This is a genomic window from Stenotrophomonas maltophilia R551-3 (assembly GCF_000020665.1).
Lineage (GTDB): Bacteria > Pseudomonadota > Gammaproteobacteria > Xanthomonadales > Xanthomonadaceae > Stenotrophomonas > Stenotrophomonas maltophilia_L.
This window is the reverse complement of sequence record NC_011071.1, coordinates 564,815-584,284: the sequence shown is the minus strand read 5'-3', so window position 1 is coordinate 584,284 and position 19,470 is coordinate 564,815. Positions and strand designations below refer to the sequence as shown.

Annotated in this window: 15 protein-coding genes; 3 read left to right on the top strand and 12 right to left on the bottom strand. The window is 63.4% G+C overall.

Going from position 1 to position 19,470, the window contains the following annotated elements; genetic code table 11:
• Positions 1-169 precede the first annotated feature (169 nt).
• Complete coding sequence (galE, locus tag SMAL_RS20695) at positions 170-1,180, top strand: UDP-glucose 4-epimerase GalE (protein ID WP_012509972.1); 1,011 nt, start codon at positions 170-172, stop codon at positions 1,178-1,180.
• 46 nt (positions 1,181-1,226) lie between these two features.
• On the opposite strand, the gene SMAL_RS02530 is transcribed toward galE, so the two are convergent.
• From SMAL_RS02530 to SMAL_RS02485, 10 genes are all read right to left on the bottom strand, one after another.
• Entirely contained in the window at positions 1,227-3,251 is a 2,025-nt protein-coding gene (locus SMAL_RS02530) for a glycosyltransferase family 2 protein (protein WP_012509971.1), read from the bottom strand.
• A 19-nt stretch (positions 3,252-3,270) separates the two neighbouring features.
• Positions 3,271-5,442, bottom strand: coding sequence for a glycosyltransferase (locus SMAL_RS02525; RefSeq protein WP_012509970.1), 2,172 nt, complete (start codon positions 5,440-5,442; stop codon positions 3,271-3,273).
• 2 nt (positions 5,443-5,444) lie between these two features.
• The gene (locus SMAL_RS02520; protein ID WP_012509969.1) at positions 5,445-7,685 is read right to left on the bottom strand and encodes a methyltransferase; all 2,241 of its coding nucleotides are present in this window, start codon (positions 7,683-7,685) and stop codon (positions 5,445-5,447) included.
• Positions 7,686-8,411, bottom strand: a complete 726-nt coding sequence (locus SMAL_RS02515) for an ABC transporter ATP-binding protein (RefSeq protein ID WP_012509968.1) — start codon at positions 8,409-8,411, stop codon at positions 7,686-7,688.
• Between the two features lie 4 nt (positions 8,412-8,415).
• Positions 8,416-9,276, bottom strand: coding sequence for an ABC transporter permease (locus SMAL_RS02510; RefSeq protein WP_012509967.1), 861 nt, complete (start codon positions 9,274-9,276; stop codon positions 8,416-8,418).
• Positions 9,273-10,445, bottom strand: coding sequence for a cystathionine gamma-synthase (locus SMAL_RS02505; protein ID WP_012509966.1), 1,173 nt, complete (start codon positions 10,443-10,445; stop codon positions 9,273-9,275). Before SMAL_RS02505 ends, SMAL_RS02510 begins: the two co-directional genes overlap by 4 nt.
• A 123-nt stretch (positions 10,446-10,568) precedes the next feature.
• Positions 10,569-11,939 (bottom strand): pyridoxal-phosphate dependent enzyme, encoded by a 1,371-nt coding sequence (locus SMAL_RS02500; RefSeq protein ID WP_012509965.1) that lies wholly within the window; start codon positions 11,937-11,939, stop codon positions 10,569-10,571.
• 366 nt (positions 11,940-12,305) lie between these two features.
• Positions 12,306-12,542, bottom strand: a complete 237-nt coding sequence (locus SMAL_RS02495; protein WP_012509964.1) for an HP1242/YdcH family protein — start codon at positions 12,540-12,542, stop codon at positions 12,306-12,308.
• Between the two features lie 323 nt (positions 12,543-12,865).
• A complete protein-coding gene (locus SMAL_RS02490) occupies positions 12,866-13,750 on the bottom strand; it encodes an OmpA family protein (protein WP_012509962.1) in 885 nt (294 codons plus the stop codon).
• Positions 13,747-14,112, bottom strand: a complete 366-nt coding sequence (locus tag SMAL_RS02485; protein ID WP_012509961.1) for a DUF4398 domain-containing protein — start codon at positions 14,110-14,112, stop codon at positions 13,747-13,749. Before SMAL_RS02485 ends, SMAL_RS02490 begins: the two co-directional genes overlap by 4 nt.
• A gap of 121 nt (positions 14,113-14,233) precedes the next feature.
• Here SMAL_RS02485 and SMAL_RS02480 point away from each other — a divergent pair, with 121 nt between their 5' ends.
• On the top strand, positions 14,234-15,361 hold the full coding sequence (locus SMAL_RS02480) for a PilT/PilU family type 4a pilus ATPase (RefSeq protein ID WP_012509960.1): 1,128 nt from the start codon (positions 14,234-14,236) through the stop codon (positions 15,359-15,361).
• Between the two features lie 77 nt (positions 15,362-15,438).
• On the opposite strand, the gene maiA is transcribed toward SMAL_RS02480, so the two are convergent.
• Both maiA and SMAL_RS02470 read right to left on the bottom strand, forming a co-directional pair.
• Positions 15,439-16,107: a maleylacetoacetate isomerase gene (gene maiA, locus SMAL_RS02475; RefSeq protein ID WP_012509959.1), complete on the bottom strand. Its 669-nt coding sequence runs from the start codon at positions 16,105-16,107 to the stop codon at positions 15,439-15,441.
• Positions 16,108-16,121: 14 nt separating this feature from the next.
• On the bottom strand, positions 16,122-17,111 hold the full coding sequence (locus SMAL_RS02470) for a fumarylacetoacetate hydrolase family protein (protein ID WP_004141513.1): 990 nt from the start codon (positions 17,109-17,111) through the stop codon (positions 16,122-16,124).
• Positions 17,112-18,006: 895 nt separating this feature from the next.
• Here SMAL_RS02470 and SMAL_RS02465 point away from each other — a divergent pair.
• Positions 18,007-19,422 carry a DEAD/DEAH box helicase gene (locus SMAL_RS02465; RefSeq protein ID WP_012509958.1) on the top strand — a complete coding sequence of 472 codons (1,416 nt, stop codon included), beginning with the start codon at positions 18,007-18,009 and terminating at the stop codon, positions 19,420-19,422.
• Positions 19,423-19,470: the final 48 nt, after the last annotated feature.

Here is a 19,470-nt window from a genome sequence, read left to right as displayed (position 1 = left end):
TCGTTGCAAGCGTAGGGTTCTATTCACGGGGTCGCCTAAGGTAGATAAATTCAAGCTAACTGCGGATTTTGAGCCGGAAACAGGGGGCTAGTCAACGCCTCAACAGACTAGCGTGAGCCTGGCAGGCCTTGTATGCAACAATGAAGCTTGCCGATTGCAGGAGCAGAGAATGCGCGTTTTGGTCACCGGTGGAGCAGGCTACCTAGGGAGCCACGTTTGTGCCGAGCTTCTGCTTGGGGGGCACGAAGTCACCGTCGTCGATGACTTCAGCAATGCCCGGCCAGACGTGGGCGAACGACTCAACATGCTCACCGGCCGCGTACTGAACATCATCACCGGCGACATCAGGGACCGCGCGATCCTTGACCGTGCCTTCCTTCAGCAGCGCCCCGAGGCCGTCATGCACTTCGCGGCTCTCAAGGCAGTGGGAGAAAGTGCAGTTGTGCCTCTGGCTTACTACGATGTCAATGTTGCCGGGACGATCAACCTGCTCCAATGCATGCAGCGCAATGCGTGTCACAAGCTCGTCTTCAGCTCATCGGCAACGGTTTATGGAAATTCTTCCCATTGCCCTATAAATGAAGGCGCCCCTACTTCAGCGACAAGCCCGTACGGTCGCACGAAGCTCTTCGTCGAGCAGATCATCAACGATGCAAAACTGGCCGACCCGTTGCTGCAGGCGATCAATCTCCGTTACTTCAATCCGGTGGGCGCACATGAATCCGGGCTACTGGGGGAAGAACCCAGTGGCACTCCCAACAATCTGATGCCCTATATCGCCCAGGTTGCAGCCGGGCTTCGCTCGCATGTTTCGGTATTCGGTGCGGATTATGCGACGACTGATGGAACCGGCATCCGGGACTACATCCACGTATGCGATCTGGCCACAGCACATATTCGAACACTGGAGGCACTACCTAATCTTTCCGGTTTGAACGCATTGAATCTGGGAACCGGAATACCCTACTCGGTACTCGATGTCATCAGGGCTTTCAGCGAAGCATCGGGACGACCGGTACCCTACGAGATCGTTGGCCGGAGACCAGGCGATATCGGTGAATGCTGGGCTGATCCCTCACTTGCAGAATGCCGGCTGGGCTGGAGCGCGAAATTGGATCTGGCCAAGATGTGTCGGGATACTTGGAGATGGCAACAGATTCTGATGAGCAGATCGCAGTAGCTTCTGCCGGGTGAGCCACTTAGATGCGATGGTATTGCCACGCATCTCAACGACGTAGCTGCCGCAACAGCGCCGACAATCTGTATCCCAGCCCGACGATGCGACTACGGCGCAATGCCTGCATCTCGTCGAGCGCCTCGACAACGCCCCCCAGCAACAGCCCGGATGAGCTCCCATCGATCCGCGGGGGAGCGGCCAGCGCCCCCAGCAGGTTCGGCGACACCACCGGCCCCTGCCCGATCAACGTCGCTCCACCCACCATCTCCGCATAAAGCAGGCTGTGGCGAGCGCGCATGGCCGGATCGTGGATCATTGAATCCGGTCGCTGTCGGTAGAAAAAATGGACGTCGTTGGTGACAATGAAACGACTGCCCTGCTGCAGCGCGCGCCGGTAAAGCTGCCAGTCTTCATAGGAACGCAGGCTTTCGTCATAGCCGAGTGCACGCAGTACCGAAGTTCGCGCCAGGCTGGTCGCCGTTGAGAAACGATTGCCCAGCGTACCGGAATCAAATGCCGCACCAACCATTGGCAAGCCCTGGCCGAGCCGCAACTCGTTCACATCAAGCGCAGATTCGTCACCGAAGAAGTAGGCGCAGCGGGGAACAACGAAGTCGTGCGCAGGGTGTCGCTGCAGTGCTCGTACGGCAATCGAAACAAACTCTGGTGACACCAGGTCATCAGCGTCCAGACATAGGGTGAACTCACCCTGCGCTGCGGCAACGCCGGCATTTCTGGCAGCAGACAATCCCTGGTTGAACTCAAGACGGACCACGCGCAGGCCAGCGTTGGGGCTTGCTTCCAGCTCTTCGATGAGCTGCACCGTGCCGGGATCCGTCGATCCATCGTCAACAACGATGACCTCCAGATCGCTCCATGAAAACTGCTGTATGTTGCGCAAGGTCTGCGGCAGCCAGCGGCCCATGTTGTAGCAGGGCACGACCACGGAGACCTTGGCGGGGCCCGGCGTACCAACGTCAAGCTTGGGCAGCGGCGGGGAAGGCCCCATCCGCAGATGACGCGTGGGCCCCCACTGCTGCGAAGCCCGCAGCGCTTCGAACAGCCCACGGGCATCCGTGTAGCCAAGATGGGTCCGCTCCTGTTCCCACCCCTGTGCAGCAGCCAGCGCCGGGTTGGCGACATCCACAATCAGGCGATGGCCATGAGCAAGCAGCTCCCGCGCCAGAGCCGAGCCTGCAGACCAGCGATCAGGCATGACCACACGCATGGGCGAAGCGCGCAGGCAATCTGCAGGCGCCTCCTGGAAACGATGGCGCAGGGCAGCAGGCACCACATACAGCACTTCGGATAGAAGCGCAGGCTGGCAGACGACCGAGACCTGCAGCAGACCATCATTGCTCTGCTGCAGGTAACCGGAAATAGCCCGCAGGCACTGCCTGAGAGCAGGCGCTTCGGTTGCGACGCAAGCCAGTGCTGAACCCACTGCATGGTACTCCGACATGAGCCCGGCCGGCTCCGGCAGCGTCGCCCGCAGGTGAAGCGGCCTCTGGCTGCCTGGAAGGAAGCGCTGCAAGGATTCTGCGATTGCCTGACTATCGACCAGAACCTGGTCGCATTGCTCCAGGCACATCCGCTCCATGTCCATCAACATCAGCGCAGCCATCTCGACATTGCGTCCCTGCCTCAGGACTTCGATGGCCTGGATGCCGTCAAACCGCAACATCACGCGCGTAGTGTCAAACACCTCTGACAGAGCTCGCTCCTGGAGAAGTGCGTAGGCCAGCGCACCACACGATGGAATCTCCACACAGTCCAGGTGCACATCCTGCTGCAGCGCCCGAAGCGCCGCCATCACCGCCAATGACCAACCGAGCTGCTCCGCGTCACCACTGCGGCGGACATCAGGCAACCGTCGGCCCTGCATCGCATGCAAAGGCGAATCCACGCACAGCGTGCGTCTCTCTGCACACTCCTCGAGCAGGTCGGCGGGCGGCGCTCCCTCGCCAACGATCAGCACCGAAGCAGCGGGTATCGCGCGCAGGCGGCCACGCGCCAATGCAGCCGGCTCTCCGCCAACACGCCAACACGCCAGCTGGATGACGATCACATGCATCGATGCTGCCCCGGAACGCTCACCGCAATCGGCGATAGATCGGCGCCAGTCTCTGCACCGACCATTTACCCAAGCGCAGTACCCATGGCGCCCGCTTCTGCAGAAGCCTGGCAAGTGCCAGGGTGTAGCGCACGGACTCGCTTTCCATCAGTGCCTGCAGCCGATAGGCCATTTCCGCGTTGGAGGCATCCCCCATGAACCCGCTCGGCGATACATGCGCACCGAAGATGAAGTACGCAGGTACCTCCAGTGAGCCGACACGCACGCGCTTGCGCTGCAGGCGTCGGCGCATCGCGATCTGGATCTGCTCCAAGTGCCGTTCATCTGGTTGCCCCTGATGCCGTGCAAGCACGTTCACGGCGGAAGTCACCATGAAGCGTGCACCCGACTGGCAGGCGCGCAGCATCATTTCCCATACTTCAAGTGCAGGGATGACGGGATCGAATGCGAAGCGCCTGGCGACCTCGGTCCGGATCACGTAGCTTTCCGGCGCCAGGCGGTTCTCGTAGAGTCCTGCGAGGCGTCCTTCACCATAGAAAATGCGGAATCCATCCGGGGCGACATTGCCGGCGATCACATCATCGGGATCTACGGTCACGCCCACCTGCCCCACGACCACATCAAAATCCGGTTGCGACGCCAATGCGCTCACCGCGCCATTGAGGAAGCCCGGCAGCAACTGGTCACCACCACGCACGAATCCAGCAAACGGCGTCTCAACCAACGCAAGGCCCATGTTGCGCGCTACAGCGTCACCAACGGGCACCGCAAGCCGGTGCACGGACAAACGTGGATCATTGTTGCCCAGCTGGTCCAGCGCAGCGATATCGCGCGGGTCGCGCGAGGCATCGTCAATCACGATCAGCTTGTCAAGCGTCAGATTGGACGCGAGGATGCTGTCCAGCGAATTCAACACCCGGCCCGCGCTATCGCGATTGACGACGACTACGGTCAATTGCCTGTCCAGGGGAACGGCAGCAGGCACCGCCACCGGATCAAGCCCCTTCCAGGGAAGCGGGTCCTTCGGCACCTCGACCGGCGACAGTCGGCCGACGGTGCTTTCAAAAAGCCCGCAAAGCGCGCGTGCCAGGTCTTCGGCGCTGCCATCAAACGTGCTGCAGTTACATCCATCCCGCCACGGACTGCCCGGCCCGAAAGCCGGATTCTGCGCATTGAGCACGCAGGCTGCGCCTGACAGCGACGCCTCGTACGCAGCAAGGCAGAACGACTCCCATGGCGACGGGAATACGCATACCGCGCCAGAAATGCTCTTCTCGCGCGCCGCACCGGTTACGCCACGGGCAAACACCACCCGGCTGCGCAGGTCCTCCGGCACCAGCGAGATGACATACTCCTGATAGCTCACATCAAAAGAATGCGCCAGGAAAACAATGTTGCCCTGATAACGCGGCCTGTCCCGCAGGAACTGGATGCAGCCACGGATGAAAGTATCTGGGCGCTTGATGTCCTGCAGTTTCGAAGTGAACAACAGCGACGTTGTATCATCGATCACGGTGGTCTGCGCGACCGGCTGCATCGTATCCAGCAACACCGGCGGAGCATGCAGGCGCAGGCGTGGAGTCCACTCCTCCTCGCTGAAACCGTAGAACACGCGGAACGCCTCGGCAACCGGCGCGATCTGACCGACGATAAGGTCGCAATCGGCCAGTGCCTTTCGTTCCAGGTCAAAGAGATTCAACCCGTGCACACTCTGCACGCGCGGCTCAAAATCGGCCAGAATGCTGTCTGTGGTGTGCAGGCGCACGGCCAGCGTGGCCGTCGTCAATGCGCTGCCAAGCAGCTTTTCCTGGGTTGCGGCGAACGCAGGTGCCCCCCAGTCCACGAACTCGACATACTCAAGCGGGCCTTTCAGACGTTCCAGCTCGAGCAGCCCCTGCAGCACATGCACCGATTCCCAGTGCAGCATACTGTGGGTGAACGCCGGCATTGGCGGGAAAATCTCCCCACGCTCGTCTACTTGTTGAAAGCGCGAATGCGGCCACGCGAGGAAGGTCACGACCGGGTGGGCGACCGCGAACGCATCCGCTTCGACGTTGTCGCCAACGTAAAGTACTGCCATCTCCGCGCGCTCTTCTTCCGGCGCGGTCATCAGCATGTTCGCGATCACGCGTCCAATGCCACCGGCGGTAAAGGGGAAAAGTTCGCGGGTAACAAAAACCCTCAAGCCCATTTTTAGATTTCCATAAATTCTGAGTATCGCTCGAAGGACAACGCCACCATCTGGCGCGAGTAGGACGACATCATGTCATCCATCTCTACTACGGGAGCCGCCAGCATCCGACGCAACGTCTGGCGCACGTCGGCAACACTGAGAGGATCGGCCACCTGGGTAATCTCGACATAGGGATGGTCTTCCAGCGCATCCATCCCCAGACGTCCCCGCAGCGCGGGAGTACCTGCAGCAAGCGCCTCCAACTCCACCATCGGATGGCAATCGACGATTGAGGCATTCATCACTGCATCGGCTTGCGACATCGCCTCCATCATCTGCAATTGGCTGAGTTTTGGAAGACGCTTGACATTCTTGTCAACCCGGTACGGCAATGCGAAATCATCCGCCATCAGCCAGATGTTTGCCACTTCACCGGTCGCAGCCGCAGCCGCAGCATTCGTGAAGATGTTCTTGTGGATCAGGTTCCAGGACGGAATGAATACGGTGGCACCAGTCGCCCGCCGCGGAATGCGCTTGCCGGTATAGGCTGGCGGCATGTTGTAGAGCTGCCTCTGCCAGCCCGCTACGTCTGCAAGCGCCGCATGGGAACCTGCGCGCATGACACTGACCCTGCGGATCAGGCCGGTGCGGACCGCCTTGTAGGCCAGGGCGAACAGGCGCCGCTCTTCAGCATGGATCCACATCGAAGGCGCACCATGCCAGACCATGTAGATCCGGTCGAATCCAGCCGCAGCGAGACCTTTCACCCACTGCAACATGCCGTCGGAGAATCCATGGATAACCAGCCGATTCACCTTGTTGGCGGCAAGCAGACGGGCCACCTCCTCAACATCACCGGCGCCGGGCGCTGAGGTACTGGTCACCGCAAGCTTGTGCCCCGGCAGCGAGCCGCAGGCCGCGCGGATACCGAACCACTCCTGATGCATGATGTGGCATACCCGCTCATGCCCGACCACAGTCTGTGCGAAACGCAGGTCGCGACGGGCGTTGAATTCGTAGACCGAGGGTGCGGGCTGACCGACCGAGGCACTGCCACCGACCGGCGCGTCGAGGTATGGCATGGCGCCCTCGTCCGTCCGGCTGCTCAGGACTTGGCGGACCTGTTCACGAAGGCCCTGCTGCCATTGCAGGTGCTGGTTGGCGCTTTGCGCAGCTTCCAACCGGGCCTGCGCCTGCTCAAGCTCCCGCTCCTGCTGCGTCAGCGACTCGACAAGGGCCGCTTCACGCGCATGCAGCGCTTCGATCCGCTCCGAGGACTGGGCGTGCTGCGCAGAGGTCTCGCCCCCCAGCACGCCGATACGCGCCGCCAATGCCGGGAGCGCATCGATGGCTGCGGTAAGATGGGCGACGCCATCCAACAGGCCCACGTCATCGCCAAGATGCTGTCGCGCGATGTCCAGATTTCTTCGCGCGTGCTCTTCGGCCTGACGATAGAGTTCCACCGCATCGCGCATCTGCGCGATGCCGTCGCCAAGCGCGGCACTTTCCACTTCCATGCCACGCGCAACAGCCGTGGTAGCCTCCAGCGTCCGCAACAGGTAGTCACCGGCGGTGATCGGTTCAAACCCGTGGGCGCCCGGCACACGAAGCTGACGAAGGATCCCCGCGGCAGGTTCATGCAGAATGTAGATGGCATGGTCCGAAAGGATTCCGTCTTCGACGTCCACATTCATGTCAGGCGCCAACGTGCCGGCAAAATCATGACTCCAGCAACCTGCATGCCACAGGTTGGCCAGCAGGCTGATCGACACCGGTCGGTTCTCGATGAAGCACAGCCGCCCCTCGGGCGCCAGCAACGCACGCATCTGTGCAAGTGCGTCTGCCGCCTGTTCGCGGTTGTTGTGGATCAACACCGAGACGGTGAAGATCATATCAAACTGCTCACCCTGCATGGCCTCGGTCAATGAAGATCCGACGCGGATGCGGCGCCCGATGTCTACGGCCAGTTCAGCAGGCGGTTCACGTAGCAGCGGCTCCACCATCGCGGGGGAGATATCGAAACCGAAGTAGTCCACGAAGGCATGCTGCGGTAGCAACCGCGCAAGGCGTCCGAAGCCCACCCCGAAATCCAGTACCCGGACCGGCCGCCCCAGTTGTTCGGAACGCTCCGCGAGGAATCCCACCAGCCACGCTTCCTGCCTGGCGTAATTGCTGTTGCCTGCCTCACGCCGGACCTTCTGCTGGTCGGCATAGAGATCACCGCTCCTGTTGATCCAGTAGTCCCGGTTACGAGTATTCATTCAGGCACGGGCCTCTATCGGCTGATCGCTGGTGATGCGCCCATGCTCAAGATGCATGATGCGATTGCAATTGGCGGCGATGATGTCCTGATTGTGGCTGGCCAGGACCAGAATGCTGGCTTTCTGTACGATTTCGGCGAGGCGCTGCTGAGCACGGGCGTTGAAGTCCGCATCGCCGACACCCAGCCACTCGTCCATCAACAGAATCTCTGCATCGAAACTGGTGGCAATCGAGAACGCCAAGCGCACCATCATGCCACTGGAGTACACGCGCACCGGCATGTTCACATAGGGACCAAGGCCCGAGAACTCGCAGATCTGCGGGATCTTGCTTTGGATCTCAGCGCGGGAAAGCCCATGCAGCAGACCCTTCAACCGGATGTTCTCGACGCCGGTTGCTTCGAAATCCATGCCCATCGTCACGTCCAACAGATTGGCAACGCGCCCCTGGCTGCGGATGTAGCCAGAAGTTGGCTCATAAACACCCGCAAGCGTTTTCAGCAACGTTGTCTTGCCTGCCCCGTTATGGCCGACGAGGCCTAGCTTGTCACCCTCACGCAGGTTGAAGGTGACGTTCTGGAGAGAATCCACCACGGTCACGTTGCGGCTGGTGGGAGCCACTCGCCCGCCGGTAACAGCGGACATGATGGCTCCCTTCATGGAGCGATTGTTGGTGCCATAGATCGGCAGCTGCACGCTGCAGTCGACCACTTCAATGAAGGTCATGGTGTTACACCCACAGCGAGATCTTGTGGCGATTTGCCGCCAGGAAGGGAAGCGCGATCACAAACGCCGCAGCGATGAAGGCGAGTACGAAGTAGTACGAGTGCGCTTCCGGAACCTGTCCCATCAGTGGCATGCGCACGATCTGGATGAAGTGGTAGATCGGATTGATATCGGCAACCCAACGATGCGGACCCAGCATGTCCGCCTTCCAGATAATCGGCGTCATGAAGAAACCAAGCTGCATGAAATTCGCGATCGCAGGATGGAGGTCACGGAAGCGGGCCGAGAGCAGGCCAAAGATAGCCGTGACCGGAATCGTCGCAAGCACGATTAGGGCAACGCCCGGCAGAGCAAGCAGCCAGACCAGTTCAGGTTCGATTTTGAGGAATATGACGAACGGCAGGTAGGCGATCGCGCCGTGCAGGAACACGATGAACGTGCGTGTCACCAGCCGCATCACATGCAAGGTCATCGGCAGGCGCATCGAACGGATCAGGTTTTCGGAGGCAGTGAACGTCGTGCAGCCCTCCTGGACGGTCGTCGAGATGTAGATCCAGACGATGTCACCCAGGGCGATATAGGGCAGGTACTCCCGCAGGTTCATGCGGAACAGCTGGCTGTAGAGCAGGCCGATACCCAGAATCAGCACGAACATGCTGATGGTGATCCAGAATGGCCCGAGCACCGAACGGCGATACTTGTGCTTGATATCCAGCAGCGCCAGTGACGTCCATGCGCGCCAGGCAGCCATGCCCTCGGAAACGTCGCGAATGAATGCAGGCAGCGCCTTCATCTGGGTGTCATGGCTGCTGATGCGTGCTCGGCGGCGAGCAATTTCCGCCTTCAGAATCGTTTCATTGTTCACTTCAAAGCCTCTCCCAGATCCACCTGCAGATCCCCCAGATCCTCAACACCCACACTCAGCCGCACCAGCGCATCGCTGATGCCCAGCTGCTCACGACGCGCCACCGGAATCGACGCATGCGTCATCACCGCCGGGTGGTTGACCAGGCTTTCCACGCCGCCCAGCGATTCGGCAAGGGTGAACAGTTCGGTCTTCTCGCAGAAGCGCTTGGCCGCATCGAAACCGCCCTTGAGCACGATCGAAACGATGCCGCCGTAGCCAGCCATCTGCTTGCCCGCCAGCTCATGTTGCGGGTGCGAGGCCAGGCCCGGGTAGATCACCTTCTCCACCGCCGGATGCTTTTCCAGCCACTGGGCCAGGGCCAGCGCGTTGGCGCAATGCGCCTTCATGCGCAGCGGCAGGGTCTTCAGGCCACGCAGGGCCAGGAAGCTGTCGAACGGGCCCTGCACGCCACCCACCGAGTTCTGCAGGAAGGCCATCTGCTCGGCCAGTTCGGCGTTGTCACCGACCACGACCATGCCGCCGACCATGTCCGAGTGGCCATTGAGGTACTTGGTGGCCGAATGCAGGACCAGGTCCGCGCCCAGCTCCAGCGGACGCTGCAGCATCGGCGAGGCGAAGGTGTTGTCGACCACTACGATCAGGCCATGGCGCTTGGCGATGGCGGCGACCGCAGCGATGTCGACGATCTTCAGCATCGGGTTGGTCGGGGTCTCGATCCAGACCATCTTCGTCTTCGGCGTGATGGAGGCTTCAAACGCCGCCAGATCGGTCAGATCGACGAAGCTGAAGTCCAGCCCGGCGGTACGGCGACGCACACGCTCGAACAGGCGGAAGCTGCCGCCATAGATGTCATCCATCGCCACCACATGGCTGCCGGCGTCCAGCAGCTCGATCACGGTCGAGCTGGCGGCCATGCCCGAAGCGAAGGCGAAGCCACGGGTACCGCCTTCCAGCGAGGCCACACAGCGCTCGTAGGCGAAGCGCGTCGGGTTGTGGGTACGCGAATACTCGAAGCCCTGGTGCTCACCCGGGCTGGACTGCGCATAGGTCGAGGTAGCGTAGATCGGCGGCATCACCGCACCGGTACTGGGGTCCGGCGACTGGCCACCGTGGATGGCCAGGGTAGCCAGGGCCAGGGCACGATCCTGGGAAGTAGCGTTGGACATGTTCTTTCCTGAGGGGCGCCGACGCACGGCGCCATCGAAGGTGCGGAAGTCTATCAGCGCGGCCTTAACGACCTTTGACGCGGATAAACCAGGATTCAGCGGCGAACATCTGTGATCAGCGGCTTATTGAACGCGCCGACGCAGGTAGTTCAGAAGGTCGATACGGGTGATCAGGCCCAGGAAGGCATTGCCGTCCATCACGATCGCCACCTGGCCGCGGTCGAACACCGGCAACAGCGCTTCGATCGGCGACTTCACGTCCAGCCGGTCCAGCTTGCTGACCATTGCGGTCGCCACCGGGTCGCGGAAACGGGCTTCATCGCCATAGACATGCAGCAGCACGTCGCTTTCATCGACGATACCGACCAGCTGATCGCCGTCCAGCACCGGCAGCTGCGACACGTCATACAGCTTCATGCGCTGGTAGGCCGTGGTCAGCAGGTCGTTCGGGCCGATCACCACGGTGTCGCGCTGGCCGTACGGACGCAGGATCAGGTCGCGCAGGTCGCCGTGCTGCGGGCGCTGCAGGAAGCCGTTGTCCAGCATCCAGTAGTCGTTGTACATCTTTGACAGGTACTTGTTGCCGGTGTCCGGCACCAGCACCAGCACCTTCTTCGGCGTGGTCTGCTCCTTGCAGTACTTCAGCGCCGCCGCCAGCAGGGTGCCGGTCGACGAACCGCCGAGGATGCCTTCCTTGCCCAGCAGCTCGCGTGCGGTGTGGAAGCTCTCGGCGTCGCTGATGGCATAAGCCTTCTTGACGCGGCTGAAATCGGAGATCGACGGCAGGAAGTCCTCGCCGATGCCTTCCACCAGCCAGCTGCCCGACTTGTCGTTCAGATTGCCGTCGTTGATGTACTCGGCCAGGATCGAACCAACCGGATCGGCCAGCACCAGCTCGGTCTTCGGCGACAGCTTGGCGAAGGCGCGCGACAGGCCGGTCATGGTGCCGGAACTGCCGCAGCCGAACACGATGGCATCGAGGTCGCCGCCCATCTGCTCGAGGATTTCCGGGCCAGTACCGAATTCATGCGCGGCCGGGTTGTCCGGGTTGCCGAACTGGTTGATGAAGTAGGCGCCCGGGGTCTGCTCGGCGATGGTCTTGGCCAGGTCCTGGTAGTACTCGGGATGGCCCTTGGCCACGTCCGAGCGGGTCAAACGCACTTCGGCACCCATCGCCTTCAGATTGAAGATCTTTTCGCGGCTCATCTTGTCGGGAACGACCAGGATCAGCTTGTAGCCCTTCTGCTGCGCTACCAGGGCCAGGCCCAGGCCGGTATTGCCGGCGGTGCCCTCGACCAGGGTCGCGCCCGGCTTCAGGTCGCCGCGTTTTTCCGCTGCCTCGATCATCGACAGGCCGATGCGATCCTTGATCGACCCGCCCGGGTTGGCGCTCTCCAGCTTCAGGTAGAGCTCGCAGGCACCGGTGTCCAGGCGCTGGGCCTTGACGATCGGGGTCTGGCCGATGAGTTCGAGGACGGAAGAGTGGATGGGCATTCGGGGACTTTCGGTTCGCGCCACGCAGGGCCGGACCGATGATTATCCGACGGATGGCGATGAAAGTCAGGCGCTGCCGCATGCCCTGTAGAGCCGAGCCCACGCTCGGCTGCCCCACCATGCTCGGCTGCCTGCTGTAGAGCCGAGCCATGCTCGGCTGAACACCCAAAAGGGATGCGGGCGGCCCCGGATCGACGAGGAGACCGGTACCGCCCGCATCGGTGAGTTGTGCCTGCAGGCCAAGGCACCACCGCCTGTGGTGCCTTGGCGCGGCCGCCTCATCGGCGGTGCCGCGATGCCGGGGCAGGAGCGCCCGGCGGGGCCATCTCTGGCGGGGTCACGCCGTTCCGGGCGTGACGGGGTGCGTCAATGCGCGGGGGACGTCGTTGGAAGCGGTGTCTCGTACATTCGCAGAAGACGTTGCTTGGCCAGCAGCTTCTCACGCTTCATGCGACCCAGGGTGACATCATCGATCGGGAGTACACCCAACTCCGCGTCCATGCACTTCTTGTTCAACTTGCGGTGCTGGTCATGGAGTGCCCGGAACTCCGGATCGCGCGCGCGGCGGGCGTCGATCTCGCTCTGGGGCTGATCTTCAAACATGATGGACCTCCTTCGACAGATACACGAACGCCCCGGCCTCAAGGCACGGGGCGTTGTTCATGGAGGAGCGCCGGTCGATGGCCACCTGGACGCCTGCAACGACCTGCGGCACTGGCCTGCGCACGTCGATCTGCTGCGGTTCGCGCCCTGCTTGCATCGGCCCGGCCCTCCCATCGTCCGGTCCGCGGCATTGCGTCCCGGACGATTGACCCTACGCCTGCTCCGGGCGGGGTTCAAGCCCCTGCGTCAAAAAGACCGAACCCCGCCGGGGCGGGGTTCAGGCTGAATGCTCATCGCAACGAAAAACAAACAATATCAAGCAATTACGGGGCGATGATGACCTCGGCCGAACGCGCCCGGGTGGACGCTGCCTTCTTGCCGCTGAGCTGGATCCGGTTGCTTGCGACACCGCCGGCGACCAGGGCATCGCGCAGCGCTTCGGCACGCTTCTGGCCGACGCCATTGGCACTGTCATACGCCTCGATGCGCAGGCGGCCCTTCTTGCCGATGTTCAGGTACTCGGCCAGTGCCTTGGCCTGGTTGCGGGCACCACCGGACAGGCTGGAGGCACCGGCGGCGAAGGCGTCACCATTGAAGGTGAACACCTCACCGCGGCCGTCGAACTTCGAGCCCGGCAGCTTCTGCCCGGACACCAGCTCGGCTTCCTCGCGGGCCAGTTTGGCAGCGTTCTGCTGCGCGGCGCTGAGGCGCTGCTGCTGCTTGCCAGCCACGCTGGTCAGGGCATTCTCGGCATCCTGGCGGGCCAGCGTCTCGGCCTCGGCGGCCTGACGCAGGCGCTCTGCCTCCTCGGCCTGCATCTGCGCCTGCATGCGCAGCTGCTCGGCTTCCTGGCGGGCACGGGCGGCATCGCGGCGGCTGGCCTCGATCAGCAGGTCGCTGCGGGTACGCTCGAGACGATCGACCTCACGCGCGGCCAGTGCGGTACGCACGGCGGTCTCGGCAATTTCTACCCGGCGCTCGGCCAGGTAGGTGGCCAGTTCCTGGTCGCGGCGCTTGGCCTTGTCCAGGGTGGCGATGGCCTGCTGCGCCTGCACGCGCTCGAAAGCGCCCAGCTCAGCCGTGTCGGGATTGGCCTGGATGGACATCAGGCGCTGGCTCAGCTGCGCCACCATCGGATTGTCGGCGGCCACGGCCAGTGTCGGCAGCGCCAGCAGCGCGGCCAGGGTTGCGGCGGTCATCGGCTTCACCGGCGGTCCTCCCCGGTCGACAGCTGGCGTTGCAGCTGGTTGACCTCGTTGCGGCGCAGCTGCAGCTGCGCGGTGACGGTGGCTTCCTCGCTACGGACGCGGGCCAGGTCGGCATCGGCGGCGGCGCGCAGGGCCATCGCCGGGGCGTTCTTGCGCTCGCGGCGGTCGCCGGCGGCGCGCTGGGCCTGCTCCAGCCCCTGCCGGGCCAGCCCGATCAGATCCGGAGCGTACTGGTCGGCATCGGCCTGGGTGGCCTTGTCGACCGCCTGCCGGGCCTGCGCCAGTTCCAGTGCGGCGTCCTGCGCCCAAACGGGGGCAGACAGTGCGAATGCAAACGCCATCACATACAGGCCATGGCGCATTCGTGCGAAGCTAAGTCGTTTCATTGGGGAGGCCGTACCGGTTGTCGGTTCACGGCCATTGTCGTCAAGCCGACACCGTGCTGGCAACGGGCGTCGACCGTTTCGTTGGGGAAAATTCGCAATGGATATCGGCTACTTCCTGAAGCTGATGACCGAAAAGAACGCTTCGGACATGTTTCTGACCACCGGGGCACCGGTCTACATCAAGATCGAGGGGAAGCTCTATCCGCTGGGCAATACTGGCCTGCCGCCGGGCATGGTCAAGAAGATCGCCTACTCGCTGATGGACGAAGGCCAGGTGCCGCAGTTCGAGCGCGAGCTGGAGCTGAACATGGCCATCGCCCTGCCTGATGCGGGGCGCTTCCGGGTCAATGTATTCAAGCAGCGCGGCGAAGTCGGCATGGTCATTCGCGCCATCCGCAGCCGCATCCCGAGCATTGAAGAGCTGAACCTGCCGCAGGTGCTGAAGGACGTCATCATGACCCCGCGCGGGCTGGTGCTGGTGGTGGGGTCCACCGGTTCCGGCAAATCCACCTCGCTGGCGTCGATGATCGACCACCGCAACAGCACTACCACCGGCCACATCCTCACCATCGAGGACCCGATCGAGTACCTGCACAAGCACAAGATGTCGATCGTCAACCAGCGCGAGGTCGGGCTGGACACCCATGCCTTCCACAACGCGCTGAAGAATGCGATGCGCGAGGCGCCGGACGTGATCCTGATCGGCGAGATCCTGGACGCGGAAACGATGGAGGCGGCGATCGCCTTCGCTGAGACCGGTCACCTGTGCCTGGCCACCCTGCACTCCAACAATGCCGACCAGACCATCGAGCGCATCCTCAACTTCTTCCCGGAAAGCGCGCACAAGAACGTGCTGATGAACCTCGCGCTGAACCTGCGCGCGGTGGTCAGCCAGCGCCTGGTGAAGAACAAGGAAGGCCGCCGGCTGCCGGCCACAGAGGTCCTGATCAATACGCCGATGATCCGCGACCTGCTGCGCCGCGGCCAGGTGCACGAGATCAAGGCCGCGATGGAAGGCTCGCTGGAAGAAGGCATGGAGAGCTTCGACCAGTGCCTGTTCCGGTTGGCCAAGGCCGGCACCATCGAGCAGGAGGAAGCATTGCGCGCGGCCGACTCACGCGATGGCCTGGCCCTGAAGTTCCGCCTGTCCGAAGGCAGCAGCGGCGAGCACGACCCGTACGCCGACTTCTCGGCCGGTGCGCCCAGCATCACCCACGGATTCTGACCACACGAAAAAAGGGGACGGAGGGGATTAAGTCGTAAGTGCACATACGACTTAATCCCCTCCGTCCCCTTTTCCTTTCAGGCGGCGTCGAGCTGATTTTCCGGGCGTGCGCGGTCGAAGGCGTCCAGTGCCTGGCATGCCGCTTCGATGCGGCGCAAGGTCGGGTACGGCGTGAGGTCCAGGCCGAAGCGGTGCGCGTTGTACAGCTGCGGCAGCAGGCAGATGTCGGCCAGGCCGGGACGGTCACCGTGGCAGAAGGTGCCCGTCGCGCTGCTGTTGGCCAGCATCGCTTCCATCGCAGTGAAACCCTCGGCGATCCAGTGCAGGGTCCACTGCGTGCGGGCATCGGCCGGCACCTGCAGGCTGCGCTCCAGGTACTGCATCACCCGCAGGTTGTTGATCGGGTGGATGTCGCAGGCCACCAGCTGGGCCAATGCTCGCACCCGCGCACGACCGGCAGCATCGGCCGGCAGCAGCGGCACCTGCGGGAAGCGCTCATCCAGGTACTCCAGGATCGCCAGCGACTGGGTCAGCGCCTGCCCTTCATGCAGCAGAGTCGGCACCAGCTGCTGCGGATTGAGCGCGCGATAGGCGTCGAGATGCTGCTCGCCGCCTTCGCGCACCAGGTGCACCGGCCGGGCCTCCCAGGCCAGGCCCTTCAGCTCCAGGCCGATGCGCACGCGGTAGGCGGCGCTGGATCGCCAGTAGGTATACAGCGCGATGCCGTCGTCGACCGGGATCTCCATCGCCGCCTCCATGCTCAGGGCTTGGCCGCCTGTTCGATGCGCTGCTCGATCGCACCGAAGATGCTGTTTCCGGCGGCATCGAGCATCTCGATGCGGACCACGTCCCCGAACGACATGAACGGCGTACTCGGCTTGCCGTCGCGCAGGGTTTCGACCACGCGCTGCTCGGCGAAACAGGAGGCACCCTTGCTGGTGTCTTCGTTGGCGATGGTGCCCGAGCCAACGATGGTGCCGGCGCTGAGCGGACGGGTCTTGGCCGCGTGCGCGACCAGCTGGGCGAAGTTGAACTGCATGTCCACGCCCGCTTCCGGCGCACCGAACCACTGGCCGTTGATGTGGGTCAGCAGCGGCAGGTGCACCTTGCTGTCCTGCCAGGCGGCGCCCAGCTCATCGGGGGTGACGAACACCGGCGACAGCGCCGAACGCGGCTTGGACTGCAGGAAGCCGAAGCCCTTGGCCAGCTCGCCCGGAATCAGGTTACGCAGCGAGACATCGTTGACCAGGCCGACCAGCTGGATATGGCCCGCAGCCTGTTCCGGGGTAGCCGCCATCGGCACGTCGTCGGTGATCACCACGATCTCGGCTTCCAGGTCGATGCCGTAGTCCTCGCTGACCACCTTGACCGCGTCGCGCGGGCCATGGAAACCGGCGCTGGTGGCCTGGTACATCAGTGGGTCGGTGTAGAAGCTCTCCGGCACCTCGGCGCCACGGGCGCGGCGCACGCGCTCGACATGCGGCAGGTAGGCGCTGCCATCGACGAATTCATAGGCACGCGGCATCGGCGCGGCCAGCGCCTGCGGGTCCAGGTCGAACACGCCATCGGCGTCGCCGGCGTTGAGCGATTCGTACAGCGCGTTCAGGCGAGGCGCGATGTGGCTCCAGTCCTCCAGGGCCTGCTGCAGGGTGGCGGCAATGCCGGTGGCGCGCACGCCGTGGCGCAGGTCACGCGAGACGACGATCAGGGTGCCGTCGCGGCCGCCTTCCTTCAAAGAACCAAGCTTCATGGGTGGGTGTCCGGAGTCATGGGCAAACAAGTTTCAAGTGTAATCAAATATGCGGCGGCGCCAAGCTGCAGCGCCGCATCGGCCCACCCTACCGTAGTGGGGGGTTCGGCAGGGCTTGCAGCCCTGCACCTGCTTCAAGCCAGAGCAACAGCCGAAGCAACAGCAACAGCGGGCATTCCGTGGGATGGCGGGGCACTGTGGGTTTGCGGGGACGCCGTAAACCCGTCCATGGGGGCTTGGTCGCGGCATCCATGCCGCTCACACCCCGCAAACCCACAGTACCCCGCCTTCGACAGTAGGCCGGTGGCCAGTAGATCCACGCCATGCGTGGATGAATCTCCATTGAAATCGAATATTTCGACAATTGAACGAAGAGCATCCACGCATGGCGTGGATCTACCGCAGATCGCGGAAAACTGTCGAAGGCGGGGTGGGTCCGGTTGCGGGGGCGTGAGCCGCATGGATGCGGCGACCGAGCTTACATGGACGTACTTGCAGCGCCCCCCGCAACCGGACCCACCCCGCCATCCCTCAGGAAACCGGCTTTTGACGTTGACGTTGACGTTGCTTCGGCCTCTGCGGGTGCAGGGCGCAGCCCTGCAGACAGAACCCCTACCTGAACGGGCCATTTTGCGCGGGGTCTCAACCATCGGTTAGACTAGGCGGGTCTGCAGCGGCCGTCCGTTTCCCTCCGGGATCGCCGGCGACCAGGGTCCGCCCTGATTGCCCGCCCCCACTCCGACGCCGTTCGTCACGCATTCCAGCCTGCGCTCCGTGCCGGCTGCACCCAATTCTCGCAGCGCGGTTCACGGGAACGCTCCGAGTCAGCCGATCAGTTTGATCTGCCCCCGTCTGTCCGTTCGGACAGGCGTTTCTTGTACTTGGAGCAATCTCAATGTCTTTTGAATCCCTGGGCCTTGCGCCCTTCCTGCTGCGTGCGCTCGCCGAGCAGGGCTATGAAACCCCGACCCCGATCCAGCAGCAGGCGATCCCGCTGGTGCTGGCCGGCCGCGACCTGCTGGCCGGCGCGCAGACCGGTACCGGCAAGACCGCTGCCTTTGGCCTGCCGCTGCTGCAGCACTTGGGCACCGCCTCGCAGGAAGTGCGTACCGGCCCGCGCAAGCCGCGTGCCCTGATCCTGGCCCCGACCCGCGAGCTGGCCACCCAGGTGCATGACAGCCTGCGCGGTTACAGCAAGTACCTGCGCATCCCCAGCGCCTGCATCTACGGCGGCGTCGGCATGGGCAACCAGCTCGACATCCTGCGCCGTGGCGTGGACCTGCTGGTGGCCTGCCCGGGCCGCCTGATCGACCACCTGGAGCGTCGCAGCATCGACCTGTCCGGCATTGAACTGCTGGTACTGGACGAAGCCGACCGCATGCTGGACATGGGCTTCCTGCCCTCGATCAAGCGCATCCTGGCCAAGCTGCCCAAGCAGAACCGCCAGACCCTGCTGTTCTCGGCCACCTTCGAGGACAACATCCGCCAGCTGGCGCTGGAATTCATGCGCAACCCGGAGCAGATCCAGGTCACGCCGAAGAACACCGTCGCTGAAACCATCACCCATCGCGTGCACCCGGTCGATGGCGGCCGCAAGCGCGACCTGCTGCTGCACCTGCTGGCGCAGGACAGCCGCGAGCAGACTCTGGTGTTTGCCCGCACCAAGCACGGCAGCGACAAGCTGGCCGCGTTCCTGGAAAAGTCCGGCATCAAGACCGCGGCGATCCACGGCAACAAGAGCCAGGGCCAGCGCCTGCGTGCACTGGGCGATTTCAAGGCCGGCCGGGTGACCGTGCTGGTGGCTACCGATATCGCTGCGCGCGGTATCGACATCAACGAGCTGCCGAAGGTGATCAACTTCGACCTGCCGATGGTGGCCGAAGACTACGTGCACCGCATCGGCCGTACCGGCCGCAACGGCGCCACCGGCCAGGCAATCTCGCTGGTCGCGCAGGATGAAGTGAAGCTGCTGCGTGCGATCACCCGCCTGCTCGGCCGCGACATGGACATCCGCGATGTGCCGGGCTTCGAGCTGCAGGTGCCGATCCGCTGGGGCAACAGTGCACCGGGCAAGGCCGAGCACGAAACCGGTGAGCGCGCACCGCGCAAGAACCACGCGCGCCGTCCGCACGGCGATGCACCGCGTCACGCGCATGCCGGCCCGAAGAAGGCTGGCGGTGGTCGTCGTGAGGGCGGTGGCAATGGCCAGCAGCGTGCCGGTGCAGGCGCCGGTCAGGGCCAGCGTCGTGGCGGTGCTGGCAATGGTGGTGGCCGTGGCCGCGGCCAGGGTGGCGGCGGTCGCGCCAGCTGATCCCAGCTGACATGGATGGCGCTTCCCGCTGCGCGGGGGGCTATCGAG